This is a genomic window from Paracoccus mangrovi, assembly GCF_042648425.1.
In the GTDB taxonomy this organism is placed as follows: domain Bacteria; phylum Pseudomonadota; class Alphaproteobacteria; order Rhodobacterales; family Rhodobacteraceae; genus Paracoccus; species Paracoccus mangrovi.
Window position 1 is genome coordinate 16,541 of record NZ_JBHRXJ010000013.1, and the last position, 23,743, is coordinate 40,283.

The window sequence follows — 23,743 nt, forward strand, 5'->3', positions numbered from 1 at the left end:
AATGGGTCTGGCCCGATGGCCCCGGGCCTATTCCTCGGCCGGGATATCCGCCGCGGGTTTCTTTGCGGCCGCCTTTTGGGGCGCGGCCTTTTTCGCCGCCGGCTTCTTGGCTGCGGCCTTTTTGGCGGCCGGCTTCTTGGCCGGGGCTTTCTCGGCCTTGGCGGCGGGTTTTTTCGCCGGCTTCTTGCCGCCCTTGCCGGCCTTGGCCGCGATCAGTTCCAGCGCCTTTTCCAGCGTGACGGACCCCGGCTCAAGATCGCGCGGCAGCGTGGCATTGACCTTGGCCCATTTGACATAGGGGCCATAGCGCCCGCTCATCACCTGAATCGGCCCGCCCTCGGGATGTTCGCCCAGCTCGGCCAGGGGCGCTGTGGCGGTGGCACGGCCCCGCGTCGGCTTTGAGGCAAGCACCTCGACCGCGCGGTTCATGCCGATGGTAAAGACCTCGTCCACATCCGGCAGGTTGGCGTATTTCGCCCCATGCTTGACATAGGGGCCATAGCGCCCGATCCCCGCCTCGACCGCCACGCCATCCTCGGGATGCGGCCCGATTTCGCGCGGCAAAGCCAAAAGCGCCAGCGCCCGTTCCAGATCGACCGTGGCCAGATCCCAGCCCTTTGGCACCGAGGCGCGCGGCGGCTTGGGGATGTCGGCCGTGGCCTCGCCGCGCTGGACATAGGGGCCGAAACGGCCATTCTTCAGGCTGATCTGATCGCCATTATCGGTGCCCAGAACGGCATCGCCGACCATCTCGGCATCGGGGCTGCCGATCGGCCGGGTAAAGCGGCATTCGGGATAATTGGTGCAGCCGACAAAGGCCCCGCCCGACCGCGCCGTTTTCAGATGCAGCTTGCCGACATGGCATAGCGGGCATTCGCGCGGATCCGAACCATCGGCGCGCGGCGGATAAAGATGTGGGGCCAGCACCTCGTCGATGGCCTCAAGCACCTCGCTGATGCGCAGCTCGCTGGTGCCTTCCAATGCGGCGGTGAAATCGCGCCAGAAACGGCGCAAGACCTCGCGCCAGGCCATGTCGCCGGCGCTGATATCGTCCAGCTCGCCCTCAAGATGGGCGGTGAAATCATAGCTGACATAGCGCGGGAAATATTTCAGCAGAAAGATGGTGACCAGCCGGCCCTTGTCCTCGGGGATCAGGCGGTTCTGTTCCTTGCGGACATAGTCGCGGTCCTGAATCGTCGTGACGATGCTGGCATAGGTCGAGGGGCGGCCGATGCCCAACTCTTCCATGCGCTTGACCAGCGTCGCCTCGGTATAGCGCGGCGGGGCCTGCGTGAAATGCTGTTCGGGGCTGATCGAACGCTTGGCGGCCCCCTCGCCCTCGACGATCAAGGGCAGGCGGCGGCTATCCTCATCCTCTTCGTCGTCGCGGCCCTGATCGTAAACCTTCAGAAAGCCGTCAAAGAGCATCACCTGCCCATTGGCGCGCAGCCCCACCTGCCCGTCGCCCGAGGCGATATCGACGGTCGTGCGCTCCATGCGCGCCGATTCCATCTGGGACGCGATGGTGCGCTTCCAGATCAGATCGTAAAGCGCGCGCTGATCCTTGTCCGCCACCGGCAGCTTGTCGGGCGACTGCATCATGTCGGTGGGGCGGATGCATTCATGCGCTTCCTGCGCGTTCTTGGCCTTGTTCTTGTACATGCGCGGGCTTTTCGGCAGGTACTCTTCGCCGAACCGCTTCCGGATCGCATCGCGGGCGGCCATCACCGCCTCGGGGGCCATGTCGATGCCGTCGGTCCGCATATAGGTGATATGGCCCGCCTCATAAAGCCGCTGCGCCGCCGACATACAGGCCCGCGCGCCCAGCCCAAGCTTGCGGCTGGCCTCCTGTTGCAGGGTCGAGGTCATGAAGGGCGGCCAGGGATTGCGGCTCGCCGGTTTGGCTGCGACCGCCGCCACCTTCAGATCGCGCGCCGCAATCGCCGACACGGCCAGCATCGCCTCTTTCTCGGTGGCGATGTCGAACCGCTCAAGCTTCTTGCCGCCGAACACGGTCATGGTGGCGTCGAACTCGTCCCCGCGCGGGGTCGCCAGCCGGGCATGGACCGTCCAGTATTCGCGCGCCTTGAAAGCCTCGATCTCCATCTCGCGGTCGACAATGATGCGCAGCGCGACCGACTGCACACGGCCCGCCGACTTGGCGCCCGGCAGCTTCCGCCACAAAACCGGCGACAGGTTGAAGCCGACCAGATAATCCAGCGCGCGCCGGGCAAGATAGGCATCGACCAGCGGCTGGTCGATCTGGCGCGGATTGGCCATGGCCTCGGTCACGGCGGCCTTGGTGATGGCGTTGAAGGTGACGCGGCTCACCGCCGCACCCTTTTTCAGCACCGGCTCCAGCGCCTCTTTCAGATGCCAGGAAATCGCCTCGCCCTCGCGATCGGGGTCGGTGGCCAGAACCAGATTGGGATCGGCCGCCAAAGCATCCCTGATCGCCTTGATATGCTTTTTCGAATCCGCCGCGATTTCCCATTTCATGGCGAAATCATGATCCGGCTCGACGCTGCCATCCTTGGGCGGCAGGTCCCGGACATGCCCAAAGGACGCCAGAACCGTATAATCGTCGCCCAGATATTTGTTGATCGTCTTGGCTTTGGCAGGGGATTCGACGACGACGACAGGCATGAAAATTCCTTCGCATGATTCGGCCCGGGAACATGGGCATCCCTCAGCGGACTGTCAACGGCGCCTTTCTTTCATGCCCAAATATCCCACGGGGGTCCGGGGGTGTGAAACCCCCGGTCTCCGGCTCAGATTCCGTCGCCGACAAAGGCTTTTTCGACCACGAATTCCTTGGGATCGCTGTTGGCGCCCTCATGCAGACCGAACCCTTCCAGCACCGTCTTGACGTCGGTGTTGAATGCCAGACTGCCACAGATCATCGCCCGGTCATTGGCCGCATCCATCGCCGGCAGGCCCAGATCCGCGAACACCTTGCCCGAGGTCAGGTTGTCGGTGATCCGCCCCATGAACGGCCCCTCCTCCCGGGTGGTGGTCGGATAATACAAAAGCCGGTTGGCGAAATCCTCGCCGTAAAGCTCGGACAAAAGCGGGTCGTGCTTCAGATTCTCGACCAGCTCGCGCCCATAGGTCAGCTCTTCGGCGGTGCGGCAGGTATGCATCATCACCACCTGCTCATAGCGCTCATAGGTCTCGGGATCGCGCATCAGCGACGCAAAGGGCGCAATCCCGGTGCCGGTGGCCAGAAACCACATCCGCTTGCCCGGCAAAAGCGCGTCCAGCACCAGCGTGCCCACCGGCTTGGGGCGCAGGATGATCTCATCGCCCGGCTGGATGTTTTGCAGCTTCGAGGTCAGGGGGCCGTCCGGCACCTTGATCGAATAGAATTCCAGCTCCTCGTCCCAGTTGGGCGAGGCGATCGAATAGGCGCGCAGGATCGGCTTGCCGTTCTCGCCGGGCAGGCCGATCATGACGAACTCGCCCGACCGAAAGCGCAGGGATGCCGGCCGCGTCACGCGGAACGAAAACAGCCGGTCGGTCCAGTGCTTGACCGAGGTCACGGTCTGCGCATCGGGAAGGGTCTTGGCGGGTTTTGCAGCAACGTCGGCCACGGAAAGATCCAATGTCATGTCAGGGTCCCGTGTTATCTAATCCAATGAGTTCAGGGGCGAAACCCCCGGGGTTCAGCCCGCGAGGCGCGACCGATGGTCCCAATCCTGCCAGTCGGCGCGATAGAGCCATTGTTCCTGCGGCTGGCGCGCGGCCAGCGCGGCGGAAATGCGCACCTCGTCGAAACCGACGCGGCGGGCCATGGCATATTGATCAGAGATCAGCGCGCCCACGGCCCGCAACCGCCCCTGATAGCCCTTTTCGCGCAAAAGCCGCGCCAGGGTGAATCCCCGGCCATCGGTCATGGCCGGAAACTCGATCGCGATCAGCGCGTGATCCAGATGGGCGTCCAGGCTTGCCGGATCGGTATCCGGGGACAGCACGACCGGACCCGACCCGTCCTGGGCCGCGTCATGGGGGTGAAAGCCGTCATCGCGGACAAGGAAAAATTCGCTCATGCATTCGCTCCTGCGCGGACCATCTTGCCGCCGATGAAATGGATGCCGCATTCGGTCTTTTGGCTGCCGCGCCAGCGGCCGGCACGCGGATCCTCGCCCGGCTTCACCGGCGAGGTGCAGGGCGCGCAACCGATCGAGGCATAGCCCTGGGCGACCAACGGGTGACGGGGCAGGTTGTTTTCGGCCATATAGTCCTGAACGTCCTGCGACCGCCAATGCGCCAGCGGGTTGATCCGCAACCGCGACGGCGGCTCGGCCTCGAAGAACTGCAATTCGGTGCGCTGACCGCCCTGAAACCGTTTGCGGCCCGTGATCCAGGCGTCGAATTGCGACAATTCGCGTTCCAGCGGAATGGTCTTGCGGAAATCGCAGCAGGCATCGGTGTTGAACTGATGCAATGTGCCGTCCGGGTCGTTCAGCGCCACCTCGCGTTCCGTGGCGCGCACGACCCGCACATCGGTCAGCCGCAGCTTTTCCGCAACCTCGGTCTGATAGGCCAGGGTTTCGGGAAACAGCATCTGCGTGTCGATGAACAGAACCGGCGTGCCCGGCGCCACCACCGACACCATATGCAAAAGCACCACCGATTCCGAACCGAATGACGACACCATCGTCACCCGGCCCAGATCGGGATCATTGAGCGCACGGCGCAACACCTCGGTTGCGGCGTGATGCTTGTAGCGGTCGTTCAGCCGCGCCGCGCGGGCATCCAGCGTCTGATCAAGCATTGGCCGGATACAGCGCCGCCTTGAACGGCGTCACCCCCACGCGGCGATAGGTGTCGATGAACCGCTCGTCCGCCGAGGCGCGCTGTTCAAGATAGGTATCGATCACCCGGTCGATGGCCGGAACCACCTCTTCGGCGGGGAAACCCGCGCCGGCGCGCTGGCCGATGGCGGGGATTTCATAGCCGTCGCCGCCCAGCGTGATCTGATAGTTTTCGACGCCCGCGCGATCCAGACCCAGAATGCCGATATGGCCCAGATGGTGGTGACCGCAGGCATTGATGCAGCCGGAAATGCGGATGTTGAACTTGCCGATCTCATCCTCAAGGCCGCGGGCGCGGAAATGCTCTGCGATGTCCTGCGCGATCGGGATCGAGCGGGCGGTCGCCAGCGTGCAGTAATCCATGCCCGGGCAGGCGACGATATCGCTGATCAGCCCGGCATTGGCGGTGGCCAGCCCTGCGGCGCGCAATTCCTGATAAAGCGCGTAGAGGTCGGATTTGTGGACATGCGGCAGCACCACGTTCTGTTCGTGGCTGATGCGCAGGTCGTGATGGCCATAGCGTTCGGCCAGATCGGCCAAAAGCCGCATCTGTTCGGCCGAGGCATCGCCCGGGGTCTGGCCCGGCGCCTTGAAGGTCACGGTGACGCTGGCATAGCCGGGCGCCTTGTGGGCCGCCAGATTGGTGTCGGTCCAGCTGCGGAATGCCGGATTGGCGGCGCGGCTGGCCTCGTAATCGCCCTCGGGGGCGGTACGGAACAGCGGCGCGGCATAGACCTGTTTCAGCTCGGCCAGAAGGGTCTGGTCGACGCCGGTAAAGGCGGCGCGGCGGTTCTGGAACTCGGCCTCGATTTCGTCGCGCATGACGTCGAGGCCGCGTTCGGCCACGGTGATCTTGATGCGGGCCTTGTATTTGTTGTCGCGCCGGCCCGAGAGGTTATAGGCCGAAATGATCGCCTCGACATAAGGCAGCAGGTCGGCCTCGGGCAGGAATTCCCGCACCACCTGCCCCAGAAGCGGCGTGCGGCCCAGCCCGCCGCCGATCCAGACCTGAAAGCCCAGCTCGCCCGCATCGTTGCGGACCAGCCGCAGCCCGATATCATGGGCGGCGACCACGGCGCGGTCGGTCGCACCGGCCGACACCGCGATCTTGAACTTGCGCGGCAGGAACTGGAATTCGGCATGGTCGGTCGACCAGGCGCGCAGCAATTCGGCATAGGGGCGCGGATCCGTCACCTCATCGGCGGCGGCGCCGGCGAAAGCGTCGGTCGTGACGTTGCGGATCGTGTTCCCCGAGGTCTGGATCGCATGCAGGCCGACATCGGCCAGGGCGTCCAGCATATCGGGAATGTCCACGAGCTTGGGCCAGTTGAACTGGATGTTCTGGCGCGTGGTCCAATGGCCGTAACCCTTGTCCCATTTCTCGGCCAAAAGCGCGAGAGTGCGCATCTGGTCGGGGCTGATCGTGCCATAAGGAATGGCCACGCGCAGCATATAGGCGTGCAATTGCAGATAGACGCCATTCATCAGCCGCAGCGGACGGAATTCGTCCTCGGTCAGGCTGCCGTCAAGGCGGCGCTCGACCTGCTGGCGGAACTGGGCCGAACGGTGACGCAGGTATTCGTTATGCTGGGGACGGGCATCAAACATTGCTGGCCTCGAGATCGGCTTGCTTGCCATGGAAATAGTTGGAAGGCCCGCGGCGGCGGAACGCCTCGCGGAAATGCGTGGGCTCGGGGCGGCCATCGTCGCCGCGCTTCGCCTCGGCCAGATAGGGGCCGACGACGATATTGCCCTGTCCGACGGCATCGAGCAGCGCCAGATCGGCAATGGCCTCGTCCTCGAAAAGCTCGGCCTCGCGCGGGTCGGCGGTCCAACCGCCGTCACGCATCCACACGCAATGGCCCATGCGCAGGTCATTTGCGGTAATGACGGCGGGGGTTGCGGGGGACGGGGTGAAGCCTTTGGACATGGCTGTTGCCTTTCGGTTTGCGTCACAGGAATATAGGAAAAAATCCCCCATATTGACGAGTAGCGCGAAAAAATAAGAAACATGTCCCGCAGGAATGCCGGGAATACAGGACAGGATTTCAGAATGAGCGCGGAACGACAAACACCCATCCGGCTGGATGACACGGACAGGAAAATCCTGTCCCTGCTGCAACAGGACGCGACGCTGTCGCTGGACGATATCGCGGCGCAGGTGGGGGCGTCCAAGACCCCGGTCTGGAACCGGATTCGCAAGCTGCGCGAGGCCGGGGTGATTCAGGCCCAGGTGGCGTTGCTGGACCCCGAGGCGCTGGGGCTGGATGCCTGTTTCTTCGTGCTGATCCGCACCAGCGAGCATGACCCCGACTGGGCGCGGCGCTTTCTGGCCGCGGTGCGCGCTCGTCCCGAGGTGCTGGAGGCGCATCGGCTGGCGGGTGACATCGACTATATCCTGAAGGTGCGGGTCAGCAATGCCCGTGCCTATGACCGGTTCTATCAGGCGCTGATTTCCGAGGTGAAGATCCACAACGTCACCGCGCTTTTGTCGATGGAAGAGCTGAAGGCGACGACGATGCTGCCACTGGCGTGACCTTTGCCGGTGGCGCGGGCAGCATGGATATTTGAATGAAGAAGAAAGGGCCGCGCCGCGCCTAAAGGATGGCGCGCAGCGCCGCGGGCAAGGCCCCGGCAAAGGCGTCGAGTTCCTCGGCCGGTCCGCAGGAGACGCGGATGCAGCGATCCATCGGCGCGACGCCCGGCATGCGGGCAAAGATGCCCCGCACCGCCAGCGCATCGAGCAGCGCGCGGGCGAATGCGCCATCGCGGCGGCAGTCGATGGCCACGAAATTCGTGGCCGAGGGCAGCGCGGTCAGGCCGTTTTCATCGGCGATTTCGGCAATGCGGGCGCGGGCGGCGGCGACCTCGGCGCGGATATGGTTCAGCCAGTCCTGATCCTGCAATGCGGCCAGCGCGCCGGCCTGCGCGATGCGGTTGATGCCGAAATGGTTGCGGATGCGGTCAAAGCCCGCGATCAGTTCCGCCGGGCCGATGGCATAGCCGATCCGCGCGCCCGCCATGCCGTAAGCCTTGGAAAATGTGCGGAAACGGATGGCGCGGTCGTCATTGGGATCGATCCGGGGGATGGCGTCATCGGGGGCGAATTCGGCATAAGCCTCATCCAGGACCAGCAGGCCGGGTTCGGGCAGATTGTCCAGCATCGCGCGGATGCGGTGCCCCGGATGCCAGCTTCCCATCGGGTTGTCGGGATTGGCCAGATAGACCAGCCGCGCGCCAACCTCATCGGCGGCGCGGATCAGGGCATCGGGATCCTCGGCATCGTCGCGATAGGGCACCTTGACCAATTGGCCGCCAAAGCCCGCGACGTGATAGTTGAAGGTCGGATAGGCCCCGTCCGAGGTCACCACCCGATCGCCCGGGCTGACGGTCAGACGCACCAGCAGGCCCAGAAGCCCGTCGATCCCCTCGCCCAGCATGATGTTTTCCGGCGCGATGCCATGATGGGTGGCCAGCGCGTGGCGCAGGTCGTGATTGTCGGGATCGCCGTATTTCCACACCCCCGCCGCCGCATCCGCCATCGCCCGGATCGCGCGCGGCGAGGGGCCGAAGCCGTTCTCATTGGCGCCCAGCCGGGCGCGGAACGGCGCCCCGCTGCGGCGTTCCAGCGTTTCGGGGCCGGTAAAGGGCACGGTCGCGGGCAGGCCCGCCGGGATCGGGGCAAAGCGCAGGCGGTTCATCGTCGTCACCGGCAGCGCCTAGAAGGCCCGGAAGGTCATGGTGGTCAGGGTCCGGCTGATGCCCGGAATGTCGAAGAGGTTTTCCGCCAGAAAGCGGCCGACATCCTGATCCTCGGGGATATAGATCTTGGCCATCAGGTCGTAATCGCCCGAGGTCGAGTAAAGTTCGCTGACGATTTCGCGGTCATAGATCGCGTCGGCGACCTCATAGGTTTTGCCGGGGATGCAGCGGAACTGGACGAATACCGGGCGCATGGCGGGCCTCACATGATCTGTTGGGTCAACCTAGACCGCGTGCCCGTCCCGGGTCCAGTCCCCGCGCGCAAGCCCCCGCCAGAAGCGGCGCATCAACAGGATCGCGGCCACCGTCAGCCCGGCGACCAGCCCCAGCCACAGCCCCGCCGGCCCCAGCCCGGCGACAAAGGCCAGGCCATAGGCGATGGGCATGCCGACCAGCCAATAGCTGATCGCGGCGATGATCATCGGCACGCGCGTGTCCTGAACGCCCCGCAACAGGCCAAGCCCGATCACCTGCATCGCATCGGTCAGCTGAAACAGCGCGGCATAGAACATCAGCCCGGTGGCGATGCCGATCAGCACCGGCGTTTCGGGATCGCTGCTGTCCAGATAAAGCCCGACCAGCTGGCGCGGAAAGAGCACAAAGACCGCGACCGCGATCACCGCGATGACAAAGGACACCGCCGTCACCGCGATCGCGCCATCGCGCATCAGCGTGGCGTCGCCCAGACCCTTGGCCTGACCGGCGCGGATGGTGGCGGCGTTCGACATGCCCAGATGCAGCATGAAGGTGATCGACGCCAGTTGCAGCGCGATCCCATGCGCGGCCAGTTCGCGCGTCCCGATCCACCCCATCATCACGTTCGAGCCGACAAACAGCCCGCCCTCGGCCACCATGGTCAGGCCGATGGGCAGGCCAAGCCAGAAGACCGCCCTGAATTCGGCCCAATCGGCGCGCCAGAAGCGCTGGAACAGGTGATATTTGCGCGCCGCAGGCAACCAGCCCGCATAGGCCACCAGCAACACCAGTTGCAGCGCCTGCACCGACACCGAGGCGATGGCCGCCCCCCGCACGCCCAGCTCGGGCGCGCCCAGATTGCCGAAAATCAGCACCCAGTTCAGGAACACGTTCACCGGTAAGCCCGCCAGCGTGATCCACAACACGACCTGCGCGCGTTCCATCGCCGCCAGATAGCTGTTCAGCGTCAGCCCGCAGAGCACCGGCAAAAGACCGAATCCCGCGATGCGCAGATAGTCCTGTGCCAGGGCCGCCACCTCGGGCTTTTGCCCGATGGCAAGCAGGATCGGTTCGGAAAACCACAGCGGCGGCATCGCCAGCAGCGCGAACAGGATGGACAGCCACAGCGCCATCCGGGTCGAACGGCGGACCTCGATCTCGTCGTCGCGGGCGATGGCGGCGGCGATCAGCCCCATCACGCCGATGCCGAAACCCATGCCCAGAAAGAACATGATGTGGAAAAACGAGGTGGCGATAACCAGCGCGGCCAGTTCCTCGACCCCGTACCAGCCGACCATCACCGTATCGGCGACGCCGATGGCCATGCGCGCCAGATGGCTGCCGACAAGCGGCAGGCCAAGCGCCAGCGTGGCGCGCAGATGCGGGGCGTAACGGGCCATGGTCATGGCTCTGCCTTATCCTTGGGCAAGGGCCGGGGCAAGATGGGGCCGGGGCAAGATGGGGCCGGGGCAAGATGGCGGGCCCCCGCTCGGGCGCCGCATGCGGGCCACATGTCCCGGCGCGGCTCGTTTCGGGATGGGCCGTTTCGGGATGCGCGGTTTCGGGACGGCTGGCCGGCGCCGGGGCGAACTGATTTACTGTGCCAAGCCGTGCCTCGCCGCAATGAAAGGATGCCCATGTCCATGCCCACCGCCATCCACTGGCTGACCCGCGATTTCCGGCTGGGCGACAACCCGGCGCTGGCGGCGGCGGCGCGCGGGCCGATGCGGTCGGTGTTTTTCATCGACGCCCAGCTTTTGGCACAGGGCGCGGCCAGCCGGTGGCGGCTGGAACGGGCGCTGCGGGATTTCGACGCCGCGCTACGCCAGCGTGGCGATGCGGGCGTCACCATCCTGCGCGGGGAACCCCATGAGCTGTTGCCCCGTCTGGTCGCCGCGCTTGGCGCGGCCGAGGTGCATCAAAGCGACTGGCCCTGTCCGGCCATGCGCGCAAGCCAGCAGCGCGTCGACCAAGCGCTGCGGGCGCAGGGCGCGCAGCTGGTCCTGCATCCGGGGCATCTTTTGATCCATCCGCGCCTGTTGCGGACCAAGGGCGGCGGCGCCTATCGCGTCTTTACCCCCTTTGCCCGCGCCCTGCGCGGCATTGGCGCCGACCGGCCCGGCGCGGGCGCGCCGCCGCGCATCCCGACCGCCCCCGGCGCGGGCTGGCCGCAATCCGTGGCGCTGGACGGGCTTGATCTTGCGCCCGACCTGCATGGCGGCCGGGCGGTGCTCGACGCCCATGCCCTGCCCGCCGGCGAGGCGGCGGCACTGGCGCGGCTGGACGATTTCCTTGATCGCGCATCCGAATACGAGGCGCGCCGCGACCGCCCCGACATCGACGCGACATCCGGCCTGTCCGAGGCGCTGGCCCTGGGCGAGATCAGCCCGCGCAGCGTCTGGGCCATCGCCGAGGCCCGCCGCCGCGACAATCCCGCCGCCGCCGATGGCATCGCCAAGTTCATGTCGGAACTGTGCTGGCGCGAATTCGCATGGCATCTGTTGATCGAGTTTCCGCAGATGGCCGAACGCGCGTGGCGGCCGGAATGGGCGGAATTTCCGTGGCGCGGCGACAATGCCGATTTTGATCGCTGGCGACAGGCCCGGACCGGCATCGCGCTGGTCGATGCGGGGCTGCGCGAAATGCGGGTGACGGGGCGGATGCACAACCGGGTGCGGATGGTGGTGGCCAGCTGGCTGACCAAGCATCTGCTGACCGACTGGCGGCTGGGGCTGGCGCATTTTCAGGACAGCCTGAGCGATTGGGACCCGGCGGCCAATGCGATGAACTGGCAATGGGTGGCGGGATGCGGGCCGGATGCGGCGCCGTTCTTCCGCATCTTCAACCCCGAGCGGCAGGCCGAGCGCTTTGATCCCCGGGGCGATTATCGCCGCGCCTGGCTGGGGCCGGGGGCGGCCGGCGCCCTGGCCTATGACGCGACGTTACCCCCGGACTGGCGGGGCAAGGGGCGCCCGCCCGCCGATGAGGGCACGGCCGCCATCGCCGCCGGACGCCAGCGCGCGCTTGATGCCCATGCAGGCTTTCGCGACGCTTAGGTTTTCGGCGCGCACCCTTTCTTTGCCGGGCCTTGCGCCCTATATCCAAGGCCGACCGTCCGAAAGGAAGCCAAAGGAACACCATGTCCCAACGTGCGACGCGCAGATTGTCCTTTTTCCTGCTGATGGGGCTGACGCTTTACGCCTCATTCCTGGGCGCGGGCTGAGGCCGGGCCATGGCCAAGCGTTACGGCGGACGCCACTCGCCCCAGCCCCGGCTTGACGGCACGGATCCGCGCCCGCCCGCGCGCCCGCGCCCCGGCGAGGCGCGCCACCCGCTGGAATCGCGCACCCGCTGGGTCACGATCATGGCGGTGCCGTTCCTGATCAGCGCCTTCTGGCAGGATCCGGCCGGGCTGGCCACGCATCTGATCGCCTTTGGCGCCATCGCATCGGGCATGTGGATGACCCGCGAGGGGTTGCAGGCCGAGGCCGCCTATGACGCCCGCCGCATCGCCCGCCGCCCGGCAATCCCGCGCAAACTGTTCGGCGGCATCCTGACCGGGCTGGGCCTTGCCATCGGCGCCTATGTTCCGGGGGCCGAGATCGGCGCCGGCATCATCGGTGTCGCGGGCGCGCTGCTGCACTGGCTGTCCTTCGGCCCCGATCCCATGCGCGACAAGGGCATGGAGGGCGTAGATACGTTCCAGCAGGATCGCGCCCAACGCATCGTCGCCGAGGGCGAGGCGCATCTCAAGGCCATGCAGGACGCCATCCTGCGCACCGGCGACCGCCGGCTCGAGGCCCATGTCGCCATGTTCGCCGCCACCGCGCGCGAGCTTTTCACCCGCGTCGAGGAAGATCCCGACGACATCCCCGCGGCCCGCCGCTATCTGGGCATCTATCTGCAAGGGGCGCGCGACGCGACGGTGAAATTCGCCGATCTCTATGCCCAGACCCAGGACCCCCGCGCGCGCGAAGATTACGAAAACCTGCTGCGCGATCTGGAAACCGAATTCGCCGCCCGCACCCGCAAGCTGATCGAGGGCGGGCGCACCGATCTGGATATCGAGATCGGCGTCCTGCGCGAGCGGCTTGCCCGCGAAGGCGTGCGCCCCGCCGCCCCCGCACAGACAGCCGCCCGGAACGCCGACCCCGCCGAGCTTGAGCGTGCGATGACGCTGGACGACCTGCTGATCCCGCGCGAAGGCGAAAAGCAGCGCCGCTGATGCCCCGCTTTGCCCTGTTGATCGAATATGACGGTACGCCCTTTGCCGGCTGGCAGGCACAGGCCGATCAGCCCAGCGTGCAGGGCGCCATCGAGGCCGCGCTGGCCCGGCTGGATCCCGGCTTTGCGGCGGGCGCGCGTATCGCCGCCGCCGGGCGCACCGATGCGGGCGTCCATGCCACCGGACAGGTCGCCCATGCCGATCTGACCCGCGACTGGGACCCCTTTCGCCTGTCCGAGGCGCTGAACTGGCATCTGAAGCCCGCCCCGGTGGCGATTCTGCGCGCGGCGCGGGTGGATGACGATTTCCACGCCCGGTTCTCGGCGCTGGAACGGCGCTATCTGTTCCGGCTGATCGCGCGGCGGGCGCCCGTCACCCATGATCGCGGCCGGGTCTGGCAGGTGCTCAACCCGCTGGATCTGGATGCGCTGCGCGCGGGCGCGGCGCATCTGATCGGGCGGCACGATTTCACCACCTTTCGATCGACCATGTGCCAATCGGCCAGCCCGATAAAGACCCTGGACGAGATCTCGATCACCGGACACGACATCCCCGAGGGCCGCGAATACCGCTTTTGCCTGCGGGCGCGGTCGTTCCTGCACAATCAGGTGCGCTCGATTGTCGGCACGCTGGAACGGGTGGGTGCCGGCGCTTGGCCGCCGGAACGGGTGGCAGAGGCGCTTGCGGCCCGTGACCGCGCGGCCTGTGGGCCGGTCTGTCCGCCGCAGGGGCTGTATCTGACCGGCGTGGGCTATCCCCGCGATCCCTTCGCGCAGCCGTGACGCGAACGGACAGACCGGCTTTTCAGGGATTGCAGAAAACGCGAAACGTGCCGCGGCCTTATTCGGCGGGCACGTTGATACGGCGCTGTTCGTCGCGGATGCTCATCGGGTGTTGCGGGCTGGGCATGCGGCGGCGGCCGCGCCCCTGCCAGTTCGGGATCACCACGGTCATCACCGTATGCCAGATGATCCAAAGATCGACACGCAGGCTGCGCCGGCGCTGATAGATCAGGTCGAGCCGCAGCTTGGTCGGCAGGCAGCGGCGGTAATAGGCTTCTTCGGTCGCCTGCGCGGTCTTGCAGCGCGCCATGATCCGGTCCTCATGCGCGTGATAGATCATCGTCGCAAGGCCGGTCACGCCGGGCCGATTTTTCAGCACCTGCGCGTAAAGCATAGGAAAGCGTTCGACATATTCGCGCAACGGCGGGCGCGGGCCGACAAAGCTCATGTCGCCGCGCAGGATGTTGAACAGCTGCGGCAGCTCGTCGATGCGGGTGCGGCGCAGGAAACGCCCGACGCGGGTGATGCGCCAATGCTTGTGCGCACCGGTGGCGCCGGAATCCCCCTCTTCGCGCAGCATGGTGCGGAATTTCAGCAGGCTGAACTGTTCGCCCGGCGCCCGCATGCGCGGCGCGACATAGAAAAGCGGCCGCCCCTGCGTGACCAACAGGATGATGGCGACCACCGCCATGACAACCGAAAGGGGAATCAGCAATGCCAATGCGAACAGAATGTCGAACGCGCGCTTGCCGATGGTCATTCCAACCCGGCGCACCGGGGTTTCCCCCGCAATCCACGCAACGCTCTGTGCCCTAAGCGACGCAAGTTCGCGGCGATCGGTACGATCCCAATCGTGGTGAATTGTCACAATTCTCCGTCCCGCGCTGATGCTATTTGGTTCAACTCTGCTGCCCTAACATAGGGCCGATAAAATGAAAACAAGTTCAAGCCCAATTCTGAGCAAGGCTTGCGCAACCGTGTCCTTTCGGCCAGTCTTTGCCCAACAACGCCTCTGGTATAAGCGAAATGCGGAAATTTCTGGTCGTTCTGGATGACTCGCGCGAATGCCTGAACGCCATTCGCTATGCGGCCCTGCGCGCCGCCAAGACGAATGGCGGGGTGCAGGTGCTGGCCGTGATCCCGGCCAGCTCGATCCAGCACGGGCTGGGCGTCGCCGATGTCATGCGCGCCGAGGCCTATGAGCGGATCGAGGCCCATTTCGAGGTTTTCGCCAAATGGATGCGCGACCGCCCCGGCGTCGAGCCGGAACTGGTCGTGCGCGAGGGCGAGCCGGGGACCGAGCTTCTGGCCCAGATCCATGCCGATCCCGAAATCGGCGTGGTGGTGCTTGCGGCCTCGGTCGACAATGCCGGGCCCGGGCCGCTGGTCACGCGCCTGATGCGGGAAATGGCGACGCTGCCCTGTCCCATCACCATCGTGCCCGGCGATATTTCGCGCGAGCGGCTTGAGCAGATCACCTGATGGACCGGCGGCTGGCCGGGGCCGCGCTGATCGCGACGCCGCTGCTGGCGCTGATCTTTCGGGGGCTGGGGGTGTCGGGGCTGCGACCGCTGACCGCCTGTCTTGTGGCGCTTGCGATCTATTGGGGGCTGCTTGTGCTGGCGCTGCGGTTCAGCGGGGGCTGGTCGCTCAGGCCGCGCTGGCCCGGCCGGGCGGTGGGTCTGGTGCTGGTTTCATGCGTCACCGGCATGGCGGCGGTCGGGGCCGGCGCGCTGGCCGGGCTTTCGGCGCATGTGCTGGCGGTGGTGGTGCTGGCCGGGCTGATCAACGGCCATCTGGAAGAGGCATTCTGGCGCGGCGCGCTGGTCCCGCATCTTGGCCCTGATCCTGCGGCCGGCGACGCCCTGCGGGCGGTTCCGGCGGTGCTGCTCTTCGGGCTGTGGCATTTCGCCCCGGCCGCCGCGCCGCTGACCCTGCCCGGCGGGGCCGTGGCGATGGTTCTGTGCGCGACGGCGCTGGGGGCGATCCTCATGGCGGCGCGGCTTTTCAGCGGGACGGCAGGCGCGGGGGCGATTGCGCATGCGCTGATCAACATCTTTGCCTTTGCGATGCTGGCAAGCACCAATGCCGAGGCCGTTTAACTTGACTCGCACCCCCCGCAATCCCCATATCCACCCGCAAAGGAGCCGCAAAATGTTCATCCAGACCGAGACCACCCCGAACCCCGCCACGCTGAAGTTCCTGCCCGGTCAGGCCGTGCTGGCCAGCGGCACCGCAGATTTCCCCGCCCCCGAGGCCGCAAGCGCAAGCCCGCTTGCCCGGCGTATCTTTGCCGTGCCGGGCGTCACCGGGGTGTTCCTGGGGTCGGATTTCGTCACCGTGACCAAATCGGATGACGCCGTCTGGGACCATCTGAAACCCTCGGTCCTGGGCGCGATCATGGAGCATTTCCAGTCCGGCGCCCCGGCGGTCGAAGGCGCCTCGACCGGCGGCCATAACGATCAGGACGGCCCCGACGCGGAAATCGTCAACCAGATCAAGGAATTGCTGGATACCCGCGTGCGTCCCGCCGTGGCCCAGGATGGCGGCGACATCACCTTTCACGGCTTTGACCGGGGTGTGGTCTATCTGCATATGCAGGGCGCCTGCGCCGGCTGCCCCTCATCCACGCTGACCCTGAAAATGGGGATCGAGAACCTTTTGCGCCACTATATCCCCGAAGTGACCGAGGTCCGGCCCGTTGCCTGACGCCCTTTCGCTTGGCTTCGACACATCGGCCGCGCATTGCGCGGCCGCTTTGGTCATGGGCGACCGCCTGCTCGTCCAACGGCATGAGGACATGGCCCGAGGTCAGGCCGAGCGGCTGATGCCGCTGCTTGCGGAGGTTCTGGCCGAGGCCGGGATCGGCTGGCGCGATCTGGCGGTGATCGGCTGCGGCACGGGGCCGGGGAATTTCACCGGCATCCGCATTTCGGTCGCCGCCGCGCGCGGGCTGGCCCTGTCATTGGGCATTCCCGCCGTGGGGATCAGCGTGACCGAGGCCATGGCCTGCGGATTGCCGCGCCCCTGCCGGGTGATGCTGGCCGCGCGGCCGGCGGGCGTCATCTGGCAGGATTTCGGCACCGGCACCGAGAACACCGCCGGGAACGCCCCCGACAGCCGGCCCCGGCAGGACTTGCCCGAGGCCCTGCCCCTCGGGCCCGCACCCGCCGCGCCGATGATGCCGCTGGCCGAGGGGGTCGCGCGGATCGCACTTGCGCGCCGCGCCCTGCCCGGCCTGCCGCGCCCGGCGCCGATCTATCTGCGCCCGGCCGATGCCGCCCCGGCCCGCGACCGTGGCCCGGTGATGCTGCCATGACGCCCGGCGAGCTGGCGGCGCTGCATGCGCGCTGTTTTCCGGCCCATCCCCGGCCCTGGTCGGCGCCCGAATTCGCCGGGCTCTTGTCCAACCCGCTGAATTTCCTGTTGCTGCGGCCGCAGGCATTCCTTTTGGGCCGCAGCGTCGCGGATGAGGCAGAGCTGCTGACCCTGGCTGTTGCGCCCGAATCACGCCGCAAGGGTATCGCCTTGGCATTGCTGGGGGATTTCGCAGAGGCCGCCCGACAGCGCGGCGCGGCCGAGGCGTTTCTCGAAGTGGCCTCGGACAATGCGCCGGCCATCGCGCTTTATGCCTGCGACGGCTGGTCCGAACGGGGTGTCCGGCGCGGCTATTATGCCCCCGGGATCGACGCGCTGATCTTGCGTCGGGCGCTATAGTCCCGCAACAAGCCTGTTGACGGTGTCCGGCCCTTGCGCCCTAATCCCTGCACCCTGGGCTGAATCGCCCCTGCTATAATTCGAGGTTTCGACATGTCTCTGATGAAATCCCTGCTGACCGGCGCCTGCCTGACCATGCTGCCCTTGACGGCGCTGGCCGATCCGGCGCTGATCTTCGATCTCGGCGGCAAGTTCGACAAATCCTTCAACGAGGCCGCCTATGTCGGCGCCGAGCGCTGGAAGGCCGAAACCGGCGGCACCTACAAAGAGCTGGAAATGCAGTCCGAGGCCCAGCGCGAACAGGCGCTGCGCCGGCTGGCCGAAACCGGCGCCAACCCCATCGTGATGACCGGCTTTGCCTTTGGCGAGGTGCTGGGCAAGATCGCGCCCGACTATCCCGACACCAAATTCGTCATCATCGACATGGTCGTGGAACAGCCCAATGTGCAATCCGTGGTCTTTGCCGAACCCGAAGGGTCGTATCTGGCGGGCGTGATGGCGGCCAAGGCTTCGAAATCGGGAACGGTCAGCTTTGTCGGCGGCATGGATGTGCCGCTTATCCACAAGTTCGAATGCGGTTATGTGCAGGGGGTCAAGGCCACCAATCCCGACGCCAAGGTGCTGATCAACTATACCGGCACGACGCCCACGGCTTGGAACGACCCCGTGAAGGGCGGCGAGCTGGTCAAGGCCCAGATCTCGCAGGGGTCGGACGTGGTCTATGCGGCGGCCGGCGGCACCGGCATCGGCGTGTTGCAGGCGGCGGCGGATGCGAACATCCTGTCCATCGGCGTCGACAGCAACCAGAACCACCTGCATCCGGGCAAGGTGCTGACCTCGATGGTCAAGGGCGTGGACAATTCCGTCTATGACGCCTTCAAGGCGGGCGCGGATGTCGCGCCGGGCATCAAGGTGATGGACCTGGCCTCGGGCGGGGTTTCGGTCGCCATGGACGACAATAATAAGCCCCTTGTGACCCCCGACATGCAGGCCGCCGTGGATGCCGCCACCAAGGGCATCATCGACGGCACGATCAAGGTGCATGACTATATGACCGACAATACCTGCCCGGTGCAGTAATGACCGCAGGCCCCGGCGCAGAAAACGCAACCCCCGCAATCGAATTGCGGGGGATTTCCAAGGCATTCGGACCGGTTCAGGCCAATAAGGGAATCAACCTTTCGGTGCCGCGCGGCACCATTCACGGCATCATCGGCGAAAACGGCGCCGGCAAGTCGACGCTGATGTCGATCCTTTACGGCTTTTACCGCCCCGATTCCGGCGAGATCCTGATCGGTGGCAAGCCGATCGCCATCACCGACAGCCAGACCGCGATCCGCGCCGGCATCGGCATGGTGTTTCAGCATTTCAAGCTGGTGCAGAATTTCACCGTGCTGGAAAACATCATCCTTGGCGCCGAGGAAGGGCCGATGCTCAAGACCTCGCTGGGGCGGGCGCGGGCCGAGCTGAAGCGGCTGGCCGATGAATATGAATTGCAGGTCGATCCCGACGCGCCGATCGAGGAATTGTCGGTCGGCCATCAGCAGCGGGTCGAGATCCTCAAGGCGCTGTATCGGCGCGCCGATATCCTGATTCTGGATGAGCCGACGGGCGTTCTGACCCCGGCCGAGGCCGATCACCTGTTCCGCATCCTGCGCGGGCTGCGGGATGAGGGGAAAACCATCATCCTGATCACCCACAAGCTGCGCGAGATCATGGAGATCACCGACAATGTCAGCGTGATGCGGCGCGGCGAGATGGTGACCTCGGTCAAAACCGCCGAGACAAACCCCGCCCAGCTGGCCGAGCTGATGGTCGGGCGCAAGGTGCTTTTGCGCGTGGACAAGGCGCCGGCACAGCCCGGGGCACCGGTGCTTGAGGTGCGCGGCCTGCGCATGGTCGATGCCGATGGCGTCGAGCGGCTGCGCGGCATCGATCTGGACATCCGCGCCGGCGAAATCGTCGGCATCGCGGGCGTCGCCGGCAATGGCCAGACGCAGCTTCTGGAAATTCTGGGCGGCTTTCCGGAGGCCGGCGCGAAACTGTCGGGCGAGGTGCGGCTCAAGGGCGAGGTGCTGGCGCTGAAGGGGTCGGACGCGCGGGCACGGCGCCGTGCCGGCATCGGCCATGTCCCCGAGGACCGGCAGGTCGAGGGGCTGATCATGGATTTCACCGCCTGGGAAAACGCGGCCTTCGGCTATCACGACGCGCCCGAGTTTCAGAACGGACCGCTGATGGACAATGCCGCGATCCGCGCCGATGCGGTGGGCAAGATCGAGCGTTTCGACGTGCGGCCCCCGAACCCGGATCTGGCGGCCAAGAATTTTTCCGGCGGCAATCAGCAAAAGATCGTCGTGGCCCGCGAGGTCGAACGCAATCCCGACCTGCTTTTGATCGGCCAGCCGACGCGCGGCGTCGATATCGGCGCGATCGAGTTCATCCACAAGCGCATCGTCGAATTGCGCGATGCCGGGCGGGCGGTGCTGTTGGTTTCGGTCGAGCTGGATGAGATCATGGCGTTGTCGGACCGGATCGCGGTGATGTTTGACGGCCGCATCATGGGTGAGCGGCTGCCGGATCAGGCCACGGCCACGGATCTGGGTTGCCTGATGGCCGGGGTCGAGCCCGATGGCGATGCCGCGGCCGCCATGCAGGCCCATGACCGGACCGGGGCGGCAAGATGATCTGCCCGGTGCCTCCGGCGGGGATATTTATCCATGAAAGACTGGCCCGCTTAGGGGAGGAATGATGGACAAGATGCCAAGATGGGCGGATGTGATCCTGACGCCTCTGATTTCACTTTTTCTGGCTTTTGCCATTTCGGCGCTGGTCATTCTGGCCATCGGGGAAAGCCCGGTCGAAGCCTTGAAGATCATGGTCGAGGGCGCGCTGGGGTCCAGCTATGGCTGGGGCTATACGCTGTATTACACCACGAATTTCGTCTTTACCGGGCTGGCCGTGATGGTCGCCTATCACGCCGGGCTGTTCAATATCGGTGGTGAGGGGCAGGCCATGCTGGGCGGGCTGGGGGTCGCGCTGGTGCTTTTGGCGGTGCCATGGCCGCATTGGTCGCTGGCGTTGATCGGGGCGATGGCGGCGGCGGCGCTTTTCGGCGCGCTTTGGGCGCTGATCCCGGCCTGGCTTCAGGCCCGGCGCGGCAGCCATATCGTCATCACCACGATCATGTTCAACTTTATCGCCGCGGGGCTGTTGAACTATATGCTGGTCTATGTCCTGCGCCCGCAGGGCAGCGGCGATCCGGCCTCGGCCAGTTTTCCGCCGGCCACGCATCTGCCCAAGCTTTACGACATGGCGCTGGCCATGGGGTTCGAATGGGGCAAGAACACGCCCGCCAATATCAGCCTGTTCATCGCCATCGCCGCCTGTGTGCTGATCTGGTTGCTGATCTGGCGCACGCGGCTGGGCTATGAGATCCGCGCCTTTGGCAAATCCGAGCCGGCGGCGCTTTATGCCGGGATTTCGCCGGTGCGCATCACCGTTCTCGCCATGCTGATTTCCGGCGCGCTGGCCGGTCTGATGGCGATCAACAATGTCATGGGCGAGGCCGAGCGGCTGGTGCTGAACGCCGCCGAAGGCGCGGGCTTTATCGGCATTGCCGTGGCCTTGATGGGGCGCAACCATCCCTTTGGGATCTTTCTGGCCGCGCTTTTGTTCGGGTTTCTCTATCAGGGCGGGCTGGAGCTGGCGCTTTGGGCCAATATCCCGCGCGAGCTGATCGTGGTCATTCAGGCGCTGGTCATTCTGTTCACCGGGGCCCTGGACAATATGGTGCGGATGCCGCTGGAACGGTTGTTCCTGTCGATCCGCCGGAAACGAGGCGCGTGATGGACTGGCTGATGCCCTATCTGCCGGCCTTTGTCGCCGCCTATTCGATCCAGATCGTGGGGGTCATGTCGCCCGGCCCCGCGGTCGCCCTGTTGCTGGGGATCGGTGCCGAACAGGGACGTCCCGCCGCGCTTACGGCTGCTTTCGGGATCGCAGTCGGGGCGGGAATGCTGGCGCTCGCGACGGCGATGGGTCTTGGCCTGCTGGTCCAGCAGGTCGCATGGGCCGGGACCCTGCTGCGCTATCTGGGCGCGGCCTATCTGGCATGGCTGGCGTGGAAATCCTGCAAGAAGGCGCTGGCCCCGCCGCAGGTGCGCGTGACCGGGATAGAGCAGCGCCAGCCGCTGGCCCGGCTGTTTCTGATCGGGCTGGGCTTGCAGCTGACCAATCTCAAGGCGCTGGTGTTCTGGATGGCCGCCGTCAGCGCCGGTCCGGCGCAGGGCGCGCCGCTGGCGGTTCTGTTGGTCTTTGCGCTTGGCGGCATGCTGTTGTCGCTGGCCGGTCACGGCTTTTACGCCGTCATCCTGTCCAGCCGCCCGGTCCGCCACGCCTATAACCGCGCCCGCCGCTGGATCGAGGGGGCATTGGGTATCTTTCTGGGCGCGATGGCTTTGCGCATGGCTACGGAGCATCGCTGATGGATTTCTCGACGATCATCGCCATTCTCGACAGCGCGCTGCGGCTGATGACGCCCTTGCTGCTGGCCTGTCTTGCGGGGCTTTATTCCGAACGCGCGGGCGTTTTCGACATCGGGCTTGAGGGCAAGATGCTGATGGCGGCCTTTACCTCGGCCTCGGTCGCCTATGTGACGGGCAATGTCTGGCTGGGCTTGCTGGCCGGGATCGCGGGATCGCTGATGCTGTCGCTGATCCACGGGCTGGCCTCGATCACGTTTCGGGGCAACCAGCTGATTTCCGGGGTGGCGATCAACTTTCTGGCCGCCGGGCTGACCGTGCTTTTGGGCCAGAAGATCTTTGGGCTGAGCGGACGCACCCCCTCGCTTGAAGGGGGGGCGCGGTTCAACGCCATCACCCTGCCGTTTGCCGACAGCCTGCGCGATGTGCCGGTGATCGGGCCGATCTATTCGGAACTGATCTCGGGGCACACGATTCTGGTTTATGTCGCGGTTCTTTGCGTTCCCCTGACATGGTGGGTGCTTTACCGCACGCGCTTTGGCCTGCGGCTGCGGGCGGTGGGGGAAAACCCGGCCTCGGTCGATACCGCCGGGGTGTCGGTGACCCGCATGCGCTATGCGGCGGTGGCGATCTGTGGCGTTTTATGCGGCATTGCCGGGGCCTATCTCGCGACCGGGATTTCGGCGGGTTTCGTCAAGGACATGACCGCCGGGCGCGGCTATATCGCGCTGGCGGCGCTGATATTCGCTAAGTGGCGGCCGTGGCCGGCGCTGTTCGCGACCCTCCTGTTCGGGCTGATGGAGGCGGTGAGCAACCGCTTTCCAAATCTTGATCTGGGCTTTGTCACCGTGCCCTCGATGTTCATGAACGCCCTGCCCTATATCCTGACCGTCATCATTCTGGCCGGCTTTGTCGGCCGCGCCATCCCGCCGCGCGCGGGCGGAGAACCCTATGTCAAAGAGCGCTGATCTTGTCCGCCTGATCCAGGACCGCGCGGGGGCCGAGGCCCCCGAATACGGGATGATCCTGGGATCGGGGCTGGGCCATATCGCGGCCACGGTCGAGGGCGTCGCGATCCCCTATTCGGACCTTCCCGGTTTTCCCCATGCCGGGGTTTCGGGGCATGTGCCGCAACTGGTCATCGGCCAGCTTGAGGGGCGGCGCGTCGCCGTGTTCGGGGGCCGCGCGCATTACTATGAATCGGGCAAGGCGGATGTGATGCGTCTGCCGCTTGAGGTGCTGGCCGGGCTGGGGGCGGAAAAGCTGATCCTGACCAATGCCGCAGGCTCCGTGCGCGAGACGATGCCGCCCGGATCGCTGATGATGCTTTCGGATCACATCAACCTGTCGGGTGCGAACCCGTTGATCGGCGAGGCGACCGATGCCCGGTTCCAGCCGATGACCGACGCCCATGACGCCGGGCTGCGCGCGGCCCTGTCCCGCGCCGCGCAGGCCGAGGGGGTCGATCTGCCCGAGGGGGTCTATTGCTGGTTTTCCGGTCCCAGCTTTGAGACCCCCGCCGAAATTCGCATGACCCGGATCATCGGCGGCGATGCCGTCGGCATGTCCACGGTCCCCGAGATCATTCTGGGCCGGTTTCTTGGCCTGCGTTGCGCGGCGATTTCGGTCATCACCAATATGGGCGCCGGCATGTCCGACGAGGCGCTGAGCCATGAGCATACCAAGGCCATGGCGCCGCTTGGCGCGGCCAAGCTGGAAAAAGTGCTGCGGCGGTTTCTGCGCGACGGGCGCTAAAGCCCGGGC

At 65.9% G+C, this 23,743-nt stretch carries 25 protein-coding genes; 15 read left to right on the forward strand and 10 right to left on the reverse strand.

Going from position 1 to position 23,743, the window contains the following annotated elements; translation table 11 throughout:
- Positions 1-27: 27 nt before the first annotated feature.
- From topA to ACFOMH_RS15675, 6 genes are all read right to left on the reverse strand, one after another.
- Entirely contained in the window at positions 28-2,646 is a 2,619-nt protein-coding gene (topA, locus tag ACFOMH_RS15650; RefSeq protein ID WP_377745642.1) for a type I DNA topoisomerase, read from the reverse strand.
- Positions 2,647-2,771: 125 nt separating this feature from the next.
- Positions 2,772-3,611 (reverse strand): ferredoxin--NADP reductase, encoded by an 840-nt coding sequence (locus ACFOMH_RS15655; RefSeq protein WP_374425624.1) that lies wholly within the window; start codon positions 3,609-3,611, stop codon positions 2,772-2,774.
- 54 nt (positions 3,612-3,665) lie between these two features.
- Positions 3,666-4,049 (reverse strand): DUF934 domain-containing protein, encoded by a 384-nt coding sequence (locus ACFOMH_RS15660; protein ID WP_374425623.1) that lies wholly within the window; start codon positions 4,047-4,049, stop codon positions 3,666-3,668.
- A complete protein-coding gene (locus tag ACFOMH_RS15665) occupies positions 4,046-4,777 on the reverse strand; it encodes a phosphoadenylyl-sulfate reductase (RefSeq protein WP_374425622.1) in 732 nt (243 codons plus the stop codon). Before ACFOMH_RS15665 ends, ACFOMH_RS15660 begins: the two co-directional genes overlap by 4 nt.
- Positions 4,770-6,425, reverse strand: coding sequence for a nitrite/sulfite reductase (locus ACFOMH_RS15670; protein WP_377745645.1), 1,656 nt, complete (start codon positions 6,423-6,425; stop codon positions 4,770-4,772). The genes ACFOMH_RS15665 and ACFOMH_RS15670 overlap by 8 nt, the downstream gene beginning before the upstream one ends.
- Positions 6,418-6,747, reverse strand: a complete 330-nt coding sequence (locus tag ACFOMH_RS15675; RefSeq protein WP_374425620.1) for a DUF2849 domain-containing protein — start codon at positions 6,745-6,747, stop codon at positions 6,418-6,420. Before ACFOMH_RS15675 ends, ACFOMH_RS15670 begins: the two co-directional genes overlap by 8 nt.
- Positions 6,748-6,870: 123 nt before the next feature.
- Here ACFOMH_RS15675 and ACFOMH_RS15680 point away from each other — a divergent pair, with 123 nt between their 5' ends.
- Positions 6,871-7,353: an Lrp/AsnC family transcriptional regulator gene (locus ACFOMH_RS15680; protein ID WP_374425619.1), complete on the forward strand. Its 483-nt coding sequence runs from the start codon at positions 6,871-6,873 to the stop codon at positions 7,351-7,353.
- Between the two features lie 61 nt (positions 7,354-7,414).
- On the opposite strand, the gene ACFOMH_RS15685 is transcribed toward ACFOMH_RS15680, so the two are convergent.
- From ACFOMH_RS15685 to ACFOMH_RS15695, 3 genes are read right to left on the reverse strand one after another with little or no spacing between them, the layout of a single operon-like run.
- The gene (locus tag ACFOMH_RS15685) at positions 7,415-8,518 is read right to left on the reverse strand and encodes a pyridoxal phosphate-dependent aminotransferase (RefSeq protein WP_377745765.1); all 1,104 of its coding nucleotides are present in this window, start codon (positions 8,516-8,518) and stop codon (positions 7,415-7,417) included.
- An 18-nt stretch (positions 8,519-8,536) separates the two neighbouring features.
- Positions 8,537-8,773: an Lrp/AsnC ligand binding domain-containing protein gene (locus ACFOMH_RS15690; protein ID WP_374425618.1), complete on the reverse strand. Its 237-nt coding sequence runs from the start codon at positions 8,771-8,773 to the stop codon at positions 8,537-8,539.
- A gap of 30 nt (positions 8,774-8,803) precedes the next feature.
- Positions 8,804-10,180 carry an MATE family efflux transporter gene (locus tag ACFOMH_RS15695; RefSeq protein WP_377745648.1) on the reverse strand — a complete coding sequence of 459 codons (1,377 nt, stop codon included), beginning with the start codon at positions 10,178-10,180 and terminating at the stop codon, positions 8,804-8,806.
- Positions 10,181-10,411: 231 nt separating this feature from the next.
- Here ACFOMH_RS15695 and ACFOMH_RS15700 point away from each other — a divergent pair, with 231 nt between their 5' ends.
- The 3 genes from ACFOMH_RS15700 (at position 10,412) to truA (ending at position 13,781) form a co-directional block, all read left to right on the forward strand.
- Positions 10,412-11,830 carry a cryptochrome/photolyase family protein gene (locus ACFOMH_RS15700; RefSeq protein WP_377745650.1) on the forward strand — a complete coding sequence of 473 codons (1,419 nt, stop codon included), beginning with the start codon at positions 10,412-10,414 and terminating at the stop codon, positions 11,828-11,830.
- A gap of 176 nt (positions 11,831-12,006) precedes the next feature.
- Positions 12,007-12,999, forward strand: coding sequence for a 5-bromo-4-chloroindolyl phosphate hydrolysis family protein (locus tag ACFOMH_RS15705; RefSeq protein WP_377745652.1), 993 nt, complete (start codon positions 12,007-12,009; stop codon positions 12,997-12,999).
- Positions 12,999-13,781 (forward strand): tRNA pseudouridine(38-40) synthase TruA, encoded by a 783-nt coding sequence (gene truA / locus ACFOMH_RS15710; protein WP_377745654.1) that lies wholly within the window; start codon positions 12,999-13,001, stop codon positions 13,779-13,781. The genes ACFOMH_RS15705 and truA overlap by 1 nt, the downstream gene beginning before the upstream one ends.
- A 58-nt stretch (positions 13,782-13,839) precedes the next feature.
- On the opposite strand, the gene ACFOMH_RS15715 is transcribed toward truA, so the two are convergent.
- The gene (locus tag ACFOMH_RS15715; RefSeq protein ID WP_377745656.1) at positions 13,840-14,541 is read right to left on the reverse strand and encodes a sugar transferase; all 702 of its coding nucleotides are present in this window, start codon (positions 14,539-14,541) and stop codon (positions 13,840-13,842) included.
- A 266-nt stretch (positions 14,542-14,807) separates the two neighbouring features.
- Here ACFOMH_RS15715 and ACFOMH_RS15720 point away from each other — a divergent pair, with 266 nt between their 5' ends.
- The 11 genes from ACFOMH_RS15720 to ACFOMH_RS15770 all read left to right on the forward strand — a co-directional run bounded on the left by ACFOMH_RS15720 (position 14,808) and on the right by ACFOMH_RS15770 (position 23,734).
- Positions 14,808-15,263, forward strand: a complete 456-nt coding sequence (locus ACFOMH_RS15720; protein WP_374425612.1) for a universal stress protein — start codon at positions 14,808-14,810, stop codon at positions 15,261-15,263.
- Positions 15,263-15,883 carry a CPBP family intramembrane glutamic endopeptidase gene (locus tag ACFOMH_RS15725; protein WP_377745659.1) on the forward strand — a complete coding sequence of 207 codons (621 nt, stop codon included), beginning with the start codon at positions 15,263-15,265 and terminating at the stop codon, positions 15,881-15,883. Before ACFOMH_RS15720 ends, ACFOMH_RS15725 begins: the two co-directional genes overlap by 1 nt.
- Positions 15,884-15,935: 52 nt before the next feature.
- Positions 15,936-16,490: a NifU family protein gene (locus ACFOMH_RS15730; RefSeq protein WP_374425610.1), complete on the forward strand. Its 555-nt coding sequence runs from the start codon at positions 15,936-15,938 to the stop codon at positions 16,488-16,490.
- Positions 16,483-17,100: a tRNA (adenosine(37)-N6)-threonylcarbamoyltransferase complex dimerization subunit type 1 TsaB gene (tsaB, locus tag ACFOMH_RS15735; protein ID WP_377745661.1), complete on the forward strand. Its 618-nt coding sequence runs from the start codon at positions 16,483-16,485 to the stop codon at positions 17,098-17,100. Before ACFOMH_RS15730 ends, tsaB begins: the two co-directional genes overlap by 8 nt.
- Complete coding sequence (locus ACFOMH_RS15740; protein WP_374425608.1) at positions 17,097-17,498, forward strand: GNAT family N-acetyltransferase; 402 nt, start codon at positions 17,097-17,099, stop codon at positions 17,496-17,498. Before tsaB ends, ACFOMH_RS15740 begins: the two co-directional genes overlap by 4 nt.
- Before the next feature lie 93 nt (positions 17,499-17,591).
- Positions 17,592-18,578, forward strand: a complete 987-nt coding sequence (locus tag ACFOMH_RS15745) for a BMP family lipoprotein (protein WP_374425607.1) — start codon at positions 17,592-17,594, stop codon at positions 18,576-18,578.
- A complete protein-coding gene (locus tag ACFOMH_RS15750) occupies positions 18,578-20,182 on the forward strand; it encodes an ABC transporter ATP-binding protein (protein WP_377745664.1) in 1,605 nt (534 codons plus the stop codon). Before ACFOMH_RS15745 ends, ACFOMH_RS15750 begins: the two co-directional genes overlap by 1 nt.
- Positions 20,183-20,246: 64 nt before the next feature.
- Positions 20,247-21,344 (forward strand): ABC transporter permease, encoded by a 1,098-nt coding sequence (locus ACFOMH_RS15755; protein WP_374425605.1) that lies wholly within the window; start codon positions 20,247-20,249, stop codon positions 21,342-21,344.
- Positions 21,344-21,982, forward strand: coding sequence for a LysE family translocator (locus tag ACFOMH_RS15760; protein WP_377745666.1), 639 nt, complete (start codon positions 21,344-21,346; stop codon positions 21,980-21,982). The genes ACFOMH_RS15755 and ACFOMH_RS15760 overlap by 1 nt, the downstream gene beginning before the upstream one ends.
- Complete coding sequence (locus tag ACFOMH_RS15765) at positions 21,982-22,947, forward strand: ABC transporter permease (RefSeq protein ID WP_377745667.1); 966 nt, start codon at positions 21,982-21,984, stop codon at positions 22,945-22,947. The genes ACFOMH_RS15760 and ACFOMH_RS15765 overlap by 1 nt, the downstream gene beginning before the upstream one ends.
- Complete coding sequence (locus tag ACFOMH_RS15770) at positions 22,931-23,734, forward strand: purine-nucleoside phosphorylase (RefSeq protein WP_377745669.1); 804 nt, start codon at positions 22,931-22,933, stop codon at positions 23,732-23,734. The genes ACFOMH_RS15765 and ACFOMH_RS15770 overlap by 17 nt, the downstream gene beginning before the upstream one ends.
- The last annotated feature ends 9 nt before the right edge of the window (positions 23,735-23,743 follow it).

Excerpts from the sequence above, each read along its gene's own strand:
- topA (WP_377745642.1), bottom strand. The coding sequence starts at position 2,646 with ATGCCTGTCGTCGTCGTCGAATCCCCTGCCAAAGCCAAGACGATCAAC.
- ACFOMH_RS15655 (WP_374425624.1), bottom strand. The coding sequence starts at position 3,611 with ATGACATTGGATCTTTCCGTGGCCGACGTTGCTGCAAAACCCGCCAAG.
- ACFOMH_RS15660 (WP_374425623.1), bottom strand. The coding sequence starts at position 4,049 with ATGAGCGAATTTTTCCTTGTCCGCGATGACGGCTTTCACCCCCATGAC.
- ACFOMH_RS15665 (WP_374425622.1), bottom strand. The coding sequence starts at position 4,777 with ATGCTTGATCAGACGCTGGATGCCCGCGCGGCGCGGCTGAACGACCGC.
- ACFOMH_RS15670 (WP_377745645.1), bottom strand. The coding sequence starts at position 6,425 with ATGTTTGATGCCCGTCCCCAGCATAACGAATACCTGCGTCACCGTTCG.
- ACFOMH_RS15675 (WP_374425620.1), bottom strand. The coding sequence starts at position 6,747 with ATGTCCAAAGGCTTCACCCCGTCCCCCGCAACCCCCGCCGTCATTACC.
- ACFOMH_RS15680 (WP_374425619.1), top strand. The coding sequence starts at position 6,871 with ATGAGCGCGGAACGACAAACACCCATCCGGCTGGATGACACGGACAGG.
- ACFOMH_RS15685 (WP_377745765.1), bottom strand. The coding sequence starts at position 8,518 with ATGAACCGCCTGCGCTTTGCCCCGATCCCGGCGGGCCTGCCCGCGACC.
- ACFOMH_RS15690 (WP_374425618.1), bottom strand. The coding sequence starts at position 8,773 with ATGCGCCCGGTATTCGTCCAGTTCCGCTGCATCCCCGGCAAAACCTAT.
- ACFOMH_RS15695 (WP_377745648.1), bottom strand. The coding sequence starts at position 10,180 with ATGACCATGGCCCGTTACGCCCCGCATCTGCGCGCCACGCTGGCGCTT.
- ACFOMH_RS15700 (WP_377745650.1), top strand. The coding sequence starts at position 10,412 with ATGTCCATGCCCACCGCCATCCACTGGCTGACCCGCGATTTCCGGCTG.
- ACFOMH_RS15705 (WP_377745652.1), top strand. The coding sequence starts at position 12,007 with ATGGCCAAGCGTTACGGCGGACGCCACTCGCCCCAGCCCCGGCTTGAC.
- truA (WP_377745654.1), top strand. The coding sequence starts at position 12,999 with ATGCCCCGCTTTGCCCTGTTGATCGAATATGACGGTACGCCCTTTGCC.
- ACFOMH_RS15715 (WP_377745656.1), bottom strand. The coding sequence starts at position 14,541 with ATGACCATCGGCAAGCGCGCGTTCGACATTCTGTTCGCATTGGCATTG.
- ACFOMH_RS15720 (WP_374425612.1), top strand. The coding sequence starts at position 14,808 with ATGCGGAAATTTCTGGTCGTTCTGGATGACTCGCGCGAATGCCTGAAC.
- ACFOMH_RS15725 (WP_377745659.1), top strand. The coding sequence starts at position 15,263 with ATGGACCGGCGGCTGGCCGGGGCCGCGCTGATCGCGACGCCGCTGCTG.
- ACFOMH_RS15730 (WP_374425610.1), top strand. The coding sequence starts at position 15,936 with ATGTTCATCCAGACCGAGACCACCCCGAACCCCGCCACGCTGAAGTTC.
- ACFOMH_RS15740 (WP_374425608.1), top strand. The coding sequence starts at position 17,097 with ATGACGCCCGGCGAGCTGGCGGCGCTGCATGCGCGCTGTTTTCCGGCC.
- ACFOMH_RS15745 (WP_374425607.1), top strand. The coding sequence starts at position 17,592 with ATGTCTCTGATGAAATCCCTGCTGACCGGCGCCTGCCTGACCATGCTG.
- ACFOMH_RS15750 (WP_377745664.1), top strand. The coding sequence starts at position 18,578 with ATGACCGCAGGCCCCGGCGCAGAAAACGCAACCCCCGCAATCGAATTG.
- ACFOMH_RS15755 (WP_374425605.1), top strand. The coding sequence starts at position 20,247 with ATGGACAAGATGCCAAGATGGGCGGATGTGATCCTGACGCCTCTGATT.
- ACFOMH_RS15760 (WP_377745666.1), top strand. The coding sequence starts at position 21,344 with ATGGACTGGCTGATGCCCTATCTGCCGGCCTTTGTCGCCGCCTATTCG.
- ACFOMH_RS15765 (WP_377745667.1), top strand. The coding sequence starts at position 21,982 with ATGGATTTCTCGACGATCATCGCCATTCTCGACAGCGCGCTGCGGCTG.
- ACFOMH_RS15770 (WP_377745669.1), top strand. The coding sequence starts at position 22,931 with ATGTCAAAGAGCGCTGATCTTGTCCGCCTGATCCAGGACCGCGCGGGG.